Annotated in this window: 1 protein-coding gene; it reads left to right on the forward strand. The window is 70.7% G+C overall.

All coding sequences use genetic code 11. From position 1 onward, the window contains the following. A partial coding sequence (locus J5M67_RS28780; RefSeq protein ID WP_243434944.1) for an aconitase family protein occupies positions 1-437 on the forward strand: 437 nt, incomplete at both ends.

Here is a 437-nt window from a genome sequence, read left to right on the forward strand (position 1 = left end):
GTACGGTCATGGTCCGGGGCGGCCAGGCGTACCCCGACACCCTCGTCGGCACCGAGTCGCACACCACCATGGTCAACGGCCTGGGCGTGCTGGGCTGGGGCGTCGGCGGCATCGAGGCCGAGGCCGCGATGCTCGGCCAGCCGGTCTCCATGCTCATCCCGCGCGTCGTCGGCTTCAAGCTGACCGGCGAGCTCCCGGCCGGCACCACCGCCACCGACCTCGTGCTGACCATCACCGAGATGCTCCGCAAGCACGGCGTCGTCGGCAAGTTCGTCGAGTTCTACGGTGAGGGCGTCGCCGCCACCTCCCTCGCGAACCGCGCCACCATCGGCAACATGTCGCCCGAGTTCGGCTCCACCGCCGCGATCTTCCCGATCGACGACGAGACGCTGAACTACCTGCGCCTGACCGGCCGCGACGCCCAGCAGGTCGCGCTC

Source organism: Pseudomonas sp. 30_B, from assembly GCF_017491605.1.
In the GTDB taxonomy this organism is placed as follows: domain Bacteria; phylum Pseudomonadota; class Gammaproteobacteria; order Pseudomonadales; family Pseudomonadaceae; genus Pseudomonas.